A 9,903-nucleotide genomic window follows, 5' to 3' on the forward strand; every position below is an offset into this window, starting at 1 on the left:
CTCAGATCCGGTAGGTGCTCTTGGTCATGACCTTGGCCAGCAGGCTCATGCCAAAGCGCACGGGGGCCGGAAAACGGTACCCGCCGGCTTCCAGCGCGGATTCGGCGTGGTGCTCCTCGTCGACACGCATCTGCTCGAGGATGGCGCGGGACTTGCCGTCGTGCTCGGGGATCTGCTCCAGGTGTTCGTCCAGGTGCTTGCACACCTGATGCTCGGTGGCGGCGACGAAGCCCAGGCTGACCTTGTCGCTGACCAGCCCGGCGAGGGCGCCGATGCCGAACGACAGGCCGTAGAACACCGGGTTGAGCACGCTGGGGTGGCTGTTGAGCTGGCGAATGCGCTGCTCGCACCAGGCCAGGTGGTCGATTTCTTCTTCCGCCGCATGCTCCATGGCCTTGCGCACCTGGGGCAGCTTGGCGGTCAGGGCCTGGCCCTGGTACAGCGCCTGGGCGCAGACTTCGCCGGTGTGGTTGATGCGCATCAGGCCGGCGATATGGCGGGTCTGCTGCTCGTCGAGTTCGGCGTCCGGCTGGATGATTGCCGGGGATGGGCGGGCGGGTTGGCCGCTGAAGGGCAGCAAGGTGCGCATGGCGGTATCGGCCTGCAGCAACAAGCGGTCGAGCGGCGAGTAGTGACGTTCGGTAGCCATCGGGCACCTCCGCTGAAGTGATGCCCGACAGTCTACCTCAATACCCCTGGGCAGGCTTGCCTTGGATCAGCCCGGCGGCCAGTGCATCTGGCGCTGGCCAAGCACGTGCATGTGGATGTGGTAGACGGTCTGGCCGCCCTGCTCGTTGCAGTTCATCACCACGCGGAAGCCCTCTTCGCAGCCGAGTTCCCGGGCCAGGCGCTGGGCGGTGAACAGGATGTGGCCCGCCAGGCCTTTGTCCTCTTCGGTCAGGTCATTGAGGGTGCGGATGTGTTTCTTCGGGATGACCAGGAAATGGACCGGGGCCTGGGGGGCGATATCGTGGAAGGCCAGGACCTGGTCGTCTTCGTAGATGATCTTCGCCGGGATCTCCCGGTTGATGATTCTGAGGAATAAATCGTCCACAGCACGTGCTCCATGGTGAGTGTCGGGGCTGAGTGTACTGAGCCCGCCGCCGCTCGCCCAGTGGCTATTCCATGCCGATCGGGCAATAGCGGCGATGGATCATCCCGGCCAGCTTGCGTGTCAGCCAGCGCGGCAGCAGGCGCGGGGCGAAGGCCAGCCAGCGGTTGCGCCGGCCGGGCAGGATCAGCGCGCGGTTGCGGTCCAGGGCACGGACGGTGTACAGGGCGATTTCCTCGGGGCTCAGGCAGCGGCTGTTGCCGTCGAGCCGGGGGATGCGGCGCCTGGCCGAGCGCACCGGCCCCGGGCACAGCACCGAGACCTTGATCCCGGTCCGTCGCAGTTCCTCGCGCAGGGCCTCGGAGAAACTCAGCACATAGGCCTTGCTCGCCGCGTAGGCAGCCATCCACGGGCCTGGTGCGACGCCGGCCAGCCCCGCGACGTTGAGGATCTGCCCACCGCCCTGGATCGCCATCAGGTTGCCAATGGCGTGGCACAGGCGGCTCAGGGCGAGGATATTGACCTCGAGCAGGTCCTGTTCATCGGCCCACTCATGGGCCAGGAACGGCCCATAGGTACGCTGCCCCGCGCAATTCACCAGCAGGTCGATGCGCCGCTCGCCTTCCTCCAGCTCGAGGACGAAGCCAGACAGGCGTAGAGGCTGGCTGAGGTCGCAGGCACGGAACAGCACTTCCACGCCAAAGCGTTGGGTGAGCTCGATGGCCACCGGCTCCAGCGTCTCGCGCTGGCGCGCCACCAGGATCAGGTTGCGCCCGCGCCGTGCCAGGGCTTCCGCCAGGGCCAGGCCCAGGCCGCTGGAAGCTCCGGTGATCATGGCGTAACGGGTCATGCAAGGCTCCTGGGGCGAAAGGGGCGCCTAGTTTACAGCGTGGCCGAATTGCTACAAGGCGTTGCCGTGCAGCTGCTGGCTACGCTCCAGGGCTGTCCGGTATTCGTTGTGCAAGCGCCCGATCAGTTCGCCGGCCGTGGGCAGGTCATGGATCTCACCGACCCCCTGGCCGGCCGACCAGACGGTCTTCCAGGCCTTGGCCTCTTCATCCAGGGGTTTGAGCTTGCCGGCTTCATGGCCACTCTTCAGTGCCGCCAGGTCGTAGCCGGCCTGCTCCAGGCTCTGGCGCAGGAAACTGGCGGGGATGCCGGACACCGCCGGGGTATGCACGATATCGGCGGCCCCGGCACCCAGGATCATCTGCTTGTAGGCGTCCTGGGCCTGGCTCTCGCGGGTGGCGATGAAGCGGGTGCCCATGTAGCCGAGGTCGGCCCCCAGCAATTGCGCAGCCAGCAGTTCATGGCCATGGTTCAGGCAACCGGCCAGCAGCAGGGTCTTGTCGAAGAACTGGCGGATCTCCGCGACCAGGGCGAACGGGCTCCAGGTCCCGGCATGCCCGCCGGCGCCGGCGGCCACGGCGATCAGCCCGTCGACGCCGGCCTCAGCGGCCTTCTCGGCGTGGCGACGGGTGGTCACGTCATGGAACACCAGGCCACCATAGCCGTGCACCGCATCGACCACCTCCTTCACCGCGCCGAGGCTGGTGATGACGATGGGCACCCGATGCTCGACGCACAGTGTCAGGTCGGCCTGCAGGCGCGGATTGGTCGGGTGCACGATCAGGTTGACCGCATAGGGCGCGGGCGCCTGCAGCTCGGCCAGCCCGGCCTCGATCTCCTCCAGCCAGGCCTTGAACCCTGCGCTGTCACGCTGGTTCAGGGCAGGGAAGCTGCCCACCACGCCATTGGCGCAGCAGGCGAGCACCAGCCGGGGGTTGGAGATCAGGAACATCGGCGCCGCCACCAGGGGCAGGCGCAGGCGTTGTTCGAGCGAGGCGGGCAGGGACATGGCGAAACTCCTGTAGGCGGGTGGATATCGTCAGAACGGTTTGACCACCACGAGAATTACGACGCCCAGCAGCATCAGCACCGGTGCCTCGTTGAACCAGCGGTAGTACACATGGCTGCGGGTGTTGGTGCCGGCGGCGAAGCGTTTGCGCTGGGCGCCGCACATGTGATGGTAGACGGTGAGCAGGGCCACCAGGGTGAGCTTGGCGTGCAGCCAGCCCTGGCTCAGCCAGCCGGGGTTCAGGTACAGCATCCAGCCGCCGAACACATAGGTGGCGATCATCGCCGGGTTCATGATGCCCCGGTACAGCTTGCGCTCCATGGTGGTGAAGCGCTCGAGGCTGATGCTGTCCTGGCTCTGGGCGTGATAGACGAACAGGCGTGGCAGGTAGAACAGGCCGGCGAACCAGCAGACCACGCTGACGATATGCAGCGCCTTGATCCATAGATAGAGCATGGGGAGTTCCTTCAGGTTTTCACGGTCGTCAGATAGTAGAGGCCAAGGGCCCGAAGGGTCATCCCAAGAGTTGTTACAGGCGCCCTTGGCCCCTATTATCGTGCGTTTTCCAGTGGTCTCGTTGATAAGGGGCAAGCGTCATGATCAAGGTCGGTATCGTCGGCGGCACGGGTTACACCGGTGTCGAACTGCTGCGTCTGTTGGCGCAGCACCCACAGGCCGAAGTGGCGGTCATCACTTCGCGCTCCGAAGCGGGCGTGGCGGTTGCCGACATGTACCCGAACCTGCGCGGCCATTACGATGGCCTGGCGTTCAGCGTGCCGGACAGCAAGACCCTGGCGGCCTGCGACGTGGTGTTCTTCGCCACGCCCCACGGCGTTGCCCACGCCCTGGCGGGTGAGCTGCTGGCGGCCGGCACCAAGGTCATCGACCTGTCCGCCGACTTCCGCCTGCAGGACGCCGCCGAATGGGGCAAGTGGTACGGCCAGCCCCATGGTGCGCCCGAGCTGCTCAAGGACGCCGTCTACGGCTTGCCCGAGGTGAACCGCGAGAAGATCCGCCAGGCGCGCCTGATTGCCGTGCCGGGTTGCTACCCGACCGCCACCCAGCTGGGCTTGCTGCCACTGCTGGAAGCCGGCCTGGCCGACCCGTCGCGACTGATCGCCGACTGCAAGTCGGGCGTCAGCGGTGCCGGCCGCGGCGCTGCGGTAGGTTCGCTGTTCTGCGAGGCCGGTGAAAGCATGAAGGCTTACGCGGTCAAGGGCCACCGTCACCTGCCGGAGATCAGCCAGGGCCTGCGCCAGGCGGCGGGCAAGGACATCGGCCTGACTTTCGTGCCGCACCTGACCCCGATGATCCGTGGCATCCATGCCACCCTGTACGCGACGGTCGCCGATACCTCGGTCGACCTGCAGGCGTTGTTCGAGAAACGCTACGCCAACGAACCGTTCGTCGACGTCATGCCGGCCGGCAGCCACCCGGAAACCCGCAGCGTGCGCGGTGCCAACGTCTGCCGCATCGCCGTGCACCGGCCTCAGGGCGGTGACCTGGTGGTGGTGCTGTCGGTGATCGACAACCTGGTCAAGGGCGCGTCGGGCCAGGCGGTGCAGAACCTCAACATCCTGTTCGGTCTCGACGAGCGCATGGGCTTGTCCCACGCCGGGCTGCTGCCGTAAGCCGGCCGTCGTTGCCAAGACCCGCCTCGTGCGGGCCTTTTTCATGGGGGCGACTAAAGCCGCACAATTCTTGACCGATTTTCTCGGACAAGCGGATAATACCCGCCATCGAGTTTTATGGCGGCACTGCGCCGGGAGAATCAACATGAGCGTCGAAACCTTCACCCCCACGGCTTTGGAGTTCACTCCCGGGGCTGCGCACAAGGTGAAAACCCTGGTCAGCGAAGAGGGCAACGAGCGGCTGAAGCTGCGTGTGTTCGTGACCGGCGGCGGCTGCTCGGGCTTCCAGTATGGTTTCACCTTTGATGAAGACGTGGCCGACGACGACACCATCGTCGAGCGCGAAGGTGTTGCGCTGGTCGTCGACCCGATGAGCTACCAGTACCTGGCGGGCGCCGAAGTCGACTACCAGGAAGGCCTGGAAGGTTCGCGCTTCGTGATCAAGAACCCGAACGCCACCACTACCTGCGGTTGCGGTTCGTCGTTCTCGATCTGATCCGCGCCCCGCTGTGAAAACGCCGCGCAATTGCGCGGCGTTTTGCATTCTGGGGGGTCAGGCGGGGTAGATCGCGCCGAGGATGCGCAGGCCGCGGGCGGCGGTCACGCTGGGGCGGTTGGCCGGGATGCCCTCCAGGCAGCAATGGGCCAGCCAGGCGAAGGCCATGGCCTCAACCCAGTCGGGGTCCACGCCATGTGCCGCGGTGCTGGCGACCTTGGCGCTCGGCAGCAGGGCCGCCAGGCGCGCCATCAATGCGCCGTTGCGCGCACCTCCACCACAGACCAGCAAGGCCTCGGTGCCGTCCTGGGCCTGGCGCAGCGAGTCGATGATGCTGCTCGCCGTCAGTTCCAGCAGGGTGGCCTGGACATCTTCGTCACGGTACGCCGGCAGGCGCCCCAGATGCGCGTCCAGCCAGGGCAGGTTGAAGACCTCGCGGCCGGTGCTCTTCGGGCCGTTGCCGGCGAAGAACGGGTCGCTCAGCAAAGCGTTCAGCAGGTCCTGGCGGACGCTGCCGCTGGCCCCCCAGGCGCCATTGGCATCGAAGGCCTGGCCCCGTTTGCGTTCGATCCATGCGTCCAGCAGCACGTTACCCGGGCCGCAGTCGAAGCCGTGTACCGGTTGGTCGCGCTCGATCAGGCTCAGGTTGCTGAAGCCCCCCACGTTGAGGATTGCCAGGCGCTGGCCGAGGTGACCGAACAACGATTCGTGGAATGCCGGTACCAAGGGCGCACCCTGGCCGCCAGCTGCCACGTCGCGGCGGCGAAAATCGCCTACTACGCAAATACCGGTGAGCTCGGCCAGCAGGGCCGGGTTGCCGATCTGCACGGTAAAGCCACGGGCCGGCTCATGGCGAACCGTCTGGCCGTGGCTGCCGATGGCGCGGATGGCGTCGGGCGCCAGGCCCTGGGTGGTCAGCAGGTGATTGATGCCCTGTGCTGCCAGGGTGGCCCAGCGGTTTTCCGCCAGGGCCGCACGGGCGATCTCGTCGGGGCCGCTGGCGCAGAGGCCGAGCAGGTCCTGGCGCAGGTCGACGGGCATGGGGATGTAATGGGTGGCGAGCAGCCGTAGCTGCTCGTGTTGCTCGATCAGGGCGATGTCCAGGCCGTCGAGGCTGGTGCCGGACATCACCCCCAGGTAGAGCGCCATGTCAGCGCTTGTTGGCGGCGAGCAGGGTGGCCTTTTCCTGATCCATGCGGGCGATCAGGGGCTGGCTCTGCTGGTTGAAACGCTGGCGCTCGGCCTTGGCGATCGGGTCGGCCATCGGCACCTTCTGGCTCAGCGGGTCGACGTGCACGCCGTTGACCTGGAACTCGTAGTGCAGGTGCGGGCCGGTCGACAAACCGGTGGTGCCGATATAGCCGATGATCTGCCCCTGCTTGACGCTGGAACCGGTCTTGATGCCCTTGGCGAAGCCCTGCATATGGCCGTAGAGCGTCTTGTACGAATTGCCATGGGCGATGATCACGGTGTTGCCGTAGCCGCCGCGGCGGCCAGCCAGCTCGATGCGACCGTCGCCGGCGGCCTTGATCGGCGTGCCGCGTGGCGCGGCGTAGTCGACGCCCTTGTGCGCACGGATCTTGTTGAGGATCGGGTGCTTGCGCCCGGCCGAGAAGCGCGAGCTGATGCGGGCGAAGTCCACCGGGGTGCGGATGAACGCCTTGCGCAGGCTGTTGCCGTCGGCGGTGTAGTAGTTGGTGTTGCCCTGCTTGTTGGTGTAGCGCACGGCGGTGTAGGTCTTGCCGCGGTTGGTGAAGCGGGCGGAGAGGATGTTGCCGGTGCCGACCACCTTGCCGTCCATCATCTTCTGCTCGTAGACCACGTCGAATTCGTCGCCAGGGCGGATGTCCTGGGCGAAGTCGATGTCGTAGCCGAGGATCCGCGCCATGTCCATGGTCATGCTGTGGGACAGGCCGGCGCGCTGGGCGGAGGCGGACAGCGAGCTCTTGATCACGCCATGGGCGTAGGCGGTACGGACCACCGGCTTGCTGACCTCGCGTTCGAAGGCGAAGCCCTTGTCGGTCCTGTTCAGGCGGATGGTCTCGAGGTTGCTGACCTTGCTGTGCAGGCTGGTCAGCTGGCCGTCCTTGTCCAGTTCGAACTGCAGCACCTGGCCGTGCTTGAGCTGGCTGAACTGCTTGGCCTGCTTGTTGCTCGCCAGGACGTCATGGACGGCGTTGGCCGGCAGGCCGACCTTGTTGAACAGGGTGGAAAGCGTATCGCCGCGGCTGACCACTACTTCACGGTGGCCTGGGGCCTTCTCTTCCGGCTTGGCGGCGGGGGCCGGTGTCGGCTCCGCCTTGGCGGTCTCGGGCTCGGCGCCGTCGATCTGGGCGAATGGCGAGTCGCTGCCCTGTCCTGCCTCTACCAGGGGGGCGCTGCGGGACTCGTCCTTGAGCTGTTCTGCCGGGCTTTCGAGCTCCAGGCTGAGGGTGGTTTTCTTGGCTTCCACTTCGCTGGAAGGGAAGACCAGCAAGGCCAGGCTGAGGAGAGCGGCAATGCCGCTTGCGGCCAACAGATGGCTTTTCGGATAAAGCGGGGGCGCTTTAGGCGTTTCGTTGGTCATAGATAAGGTGACTTTGAAAAGGTGAAATGGAAAAGATGAATGACATGATGAAGATGAAATAACTGTATAAAATATAACCAAATCCATTCGCACGCAAGGGCGCGTAGACGTTGCGGTGCGCCGTTCGGGTCACAATCCTTTGCGAAACTTGTATTTGATGGCCGATCTTGTATGGTTGGCTCCCCTTGAATCCTAGCGTTGCGGGTCTGTCTATGAAGTCGGTTGAAGAGCAGCTGGCGCTTATCAAGCGCGGTGCGGAAGAGGTACTGGTCGAATCGGAACTGGTGGAGAAGCTCAAGCGCGGCCAGCCGCTGCGCATCAAGGCGGGCTTCGATCCAACCGCGCCCGACCTGCATCTGGGGCACACGGTGCTGATCAACAAGCTGCGCCAGTTCCAGGAGCTGGGGCATCAGGTCATCTTCCTGATCGGCGACTTCACCGGCATGATCGGCGACCCGAGCGGCAAGAGCGCCACCCGCCCACCGCTGACCCGCGAGCAGGTGCTGGATAACGCCGAGACCTACAAGCAGCAAGTGTTCAAGATCCTCGACCCGGCGAAGACCGAGGTGGCGTTCAACTCCACCTGGATGGACAAGCTCACGCCTGCCGACTTCATTCGCCTGGCCTCGCAGTACACCGTGGCGCGCATGCTCGAGCGCGACGACTTCGACAAGCGCTACACCACCAACCAGCCGATCGCGATCCATGAGTTCCTCTATCCGCTGGTGCAGGGTTACGACTCCGTCGCCTTGAAGGCCGATGTCGAACTGGGCGGCACCGACCAGAAGTTCAACCTGCTGATGGGGCGCGAGTTGCAGCGCGCCTACGGTCAGGAGGCGCAGAACATCGTCACCATGCCGCTGCTCGAAGGGCTGGATGGCGTGAAGAAGATGTCCAAGTCGTTGGGCAATTATGTCGGTATCCAGGAAGCGCCTGGGGTGATGTACAGCAAGCTTGTGTCGATTCCCGACACCTTGATGTGGCGTTACTTCGAGCTGCTGAGCTTCCGTTCGATGGAAGAGATCGATCAGTTCCGGGCGGATGTCGAGAACGGCGTCAACCCGCGCGACATCAAGATCAAGCTGGCCGAGGAGATCGTGGCTCGCTTCCATGGTGAAGAGGCTGCGGCCAATGCGCACCGTGCCGCGGGCAACCGCATGAAGGAAGGCGAGTTGCCGGAGGATCTGCCGGAGATCGAAGTGGCCGCTGTTGAAGATCTGCCGATCGCTGCTGTGTTGAACCGGGCTGGCCTGGTGAAGAACTCGGCGCAGGCGCGAGATCTGCTCGGCGCCGGTGCGGTCAAGGTGGATGGTGTGGTGGTCGACCGTGACTTCATGTTTGTGGTTGGTGCGACCCATGTGTGCCAGGCGGGCAAGAAGGCGTTTGCCCGGGTCAGCCTCAAGGCGGAGTGATCGCCTGGTGGTGTAGCTATATAGAAGCGGGGAGGCCGGTAGGTCTCCCCGCTTTTGTTTTTGGGGTTGCTTATATAGGTGTCGGGGCTGGAGGGTGCCTGTCTTGGGGTTGGGGTGTGTGCGAGGTGTTTGCCTTGGGGTTGCGTTGTGTTCCAGAGGTGTTCGCCGTGGGATTGTGTTGTGTTCCAGAAGTGTTCACCGAGGGTTCTATGGCGCCTATGAGATCGAGCGCCGCCCGCGCGGCGCATCGCGGGGCAAGCCCGCTCCCACATTTGTTTCGGGCCAATCGCTCCTGGGCCATTACCTGGTCCGCCTTGTTGGTACGACGCGTTTCCAGCGTGGTCACCACTGCCGCTGCGCACGACTTGAGGCATGCACCAAGGCAGGCGCCGATACTTTCACAGGCATAATTGGCCCGAAACAGATGTAGGAGCGGCCTTGTGCCGCGATGCGCCGCGCGGGCGGCGCTCGATCTGATAGGCGCTGCAAGGCTTTCGGCGAGCACCTGGCAGCCCTGACGCGGTCTTTTCCCCCGATATTTCAATTTGATGAAATTAACGGTTGACGCCCTCTCAGATCCCCTTATAATGCGCCCCACTTCCAGCGACATCGGAACGAAAAACTCCTTGAATATCAAAGAGTTGATTGTTGAAGAGGGTGGCGGAGGTGCTTCGATCATCTGATCGGCAGCGGTGAAAAAGGCAGTTGACAGCAGGTTGTAACGCTGTATGATTCGCCTCCCGCTACGAGAGATCGCAGCGAGTCAAGTGTTTGAAGTGAAACGAAAAACTTCAAAATAAACGCTTGACACGAAATGAGGAAAGCGTAGAATGCGCGCCTCGGTTGAGACGAAAAGCTCTTAGCCAAACGCTCTTTAACAAATTGAATC

At 64.3% G+C, this 9,903-nt stretch carries 10 protein-coding genes; 3 read left to right on the top strand and 7 right to left on the bottom strand.

Translation table 11 applies throughout. From position 1 onward, the window contains the following. Window position 1: 1 nt before the first annotated feature. The 5 genes from coq7 to hemJ form a co-directional block, all read right to left on the bottom strand. The gene (coq7, locus tag LU671_RS06735; RefSeq protein WP_198742874.1) at window positions 2–649 is read right to left on the bottom strand and encodes a 2-polyprenyl-3-methyl-6-methoxy-1,4-benzoquinone monooxygenase; all 648 of its coding nucleotides are present in this window, start codon (window positions 647–649) and stop codon (window positions 2–4) included. 66 nt (window positions 650–715) lie between these two features. Beyond that, window positions 716–1,054 carry a histidine triad nucleotide-binding protein gene (locus tag LU671_RS06740; RefSeq protein WP_110734636.1) on the bottom strand — a complete coding sequence of 113 codons (339 nt, stop codon included), beginning with the start codon at window positions 1,052–1,054 and terminating at the stop codon, window positions 716–718. Window positions 1,055–1,118: 64 nt separating this feature from the next. Next, window positions 1,119–1,901, bottom strand: a complete 783-nt coding sequence (locus LU671_RS06745; protein ID WP_110734638.1) for an SDR family NAD(P)-dependent oxidoreductase — start codon at window positions 1,899–1,901, stop codon at window positions 1,119–1,121. A 51-nt stretch (window positions 1,902–1,952) separates the two neighbouring features. Further along, a complete protein-coding gene (locus LU671_RS06750; protein WP_232855093.1) occupies window positions 1,953–2,909 on the bottom strand; it encodes an NAD(P)H-dependent flavin oxidoreductase in 957 nt (318 codons plus the stop codon). 30 nt (window positions 2,910–2,939) lie between these two features. Next, complete coding sequence (gene hemJ / locus LU671_RS06755; protein WP_050703542.1) at window positions 2,940–3,365, bottom strand: protoporphyrinogen oxidase HemJ; 426 nt, start codon at window positions 3,363–3,365, stop codon at window positions 2,940–2,942. Between the two features lie 140 nt (window positions 3,366–3,505). Between hemJ and argC the strand changes: the two genes are divergently transcribed. Together argC and erpA are read left to right on the top strand one after the other, a co-directional pair. After that, complete coding sequence (gene argC, locus LU671_RS06760; protein WP_186731668.1) at window positions 3,506–4,540, top strand: N-acetyl-gamma-glutamyl-phosphate reductase; 1,035 nt, start codon at window positions 3,506–3,508, stop codon at window positions 4,538–4,540. Window positions 4,541–4,685: 145 nt separating this feature from the next. Beyond that, window positions 4,686–5,036 carry an iron-sulfur cluster insertion protein ErpA gene (gene erpA, locus LU671_RS06765; RefSeq protein WP_050703544.1) on the top strand — a complete coding sequence of 117 codons (351 nt, stop codon included), beginning with the start codon at window positions 4,686–4,688 and terminating at the stop codon, window positions 5,034–5,036. 57 nt (window positions 5,037–5,093) lie between these two features. On the opposite strand, the gene LU671_RS06770 is transcribed toward erpA, so the two are convergent. Then, entirely contained in the window at window positions 5,094–6,185 is a 1,092-nt protein-coding gene (locus LU671_RS06770; RefSeq protein WP_232855094.1) for an anhydro-N-acetylmuramic acid kinase, read from the bottom strand. 1 nt (window position 6,186) lies between these two features. Then, complete coding sequence (locus LU671_RS06775; RefSeq protein ID WP_232855095.1) at window positions 6,187–7,602, bottom strand: peptidoglycan DD-metalloendopeptidase family protein; 1,416 nt, start codon at window positions 7,600–7,602, stop codon at window positions 6,187–6,189. 212 nt (window positions 7,603–7,814) lie between these two features. Between LU671_RS06775 and tyrS the strand changes: the two genes are divergently transcribed. Beyond that, entirely contained in the window at window positions 7,815–9,014 is a 1,200-nt protein-coding gene (gene tyrS, locus LU671_RS06780; protein WP_232855096.1) for a tyrosine--tRNA ligase, read from the top strand. The last annotated feature ends 889 nt before the right edge of the window (window positions 9,015–9,903 follow it).

It is taken from the genome of Pseudomonas sp. NMI760_13 (assembly GCF_021283245.1).
In the GTDB taxonomy this organism is placed as follows: Bacteria; Pseudomonadota; Gammaproteobacteria; order Pseudomonadales; family Pseudomonadaceae; genus Aquipseudomonas; species Aquipseudomonas peradeniyensis.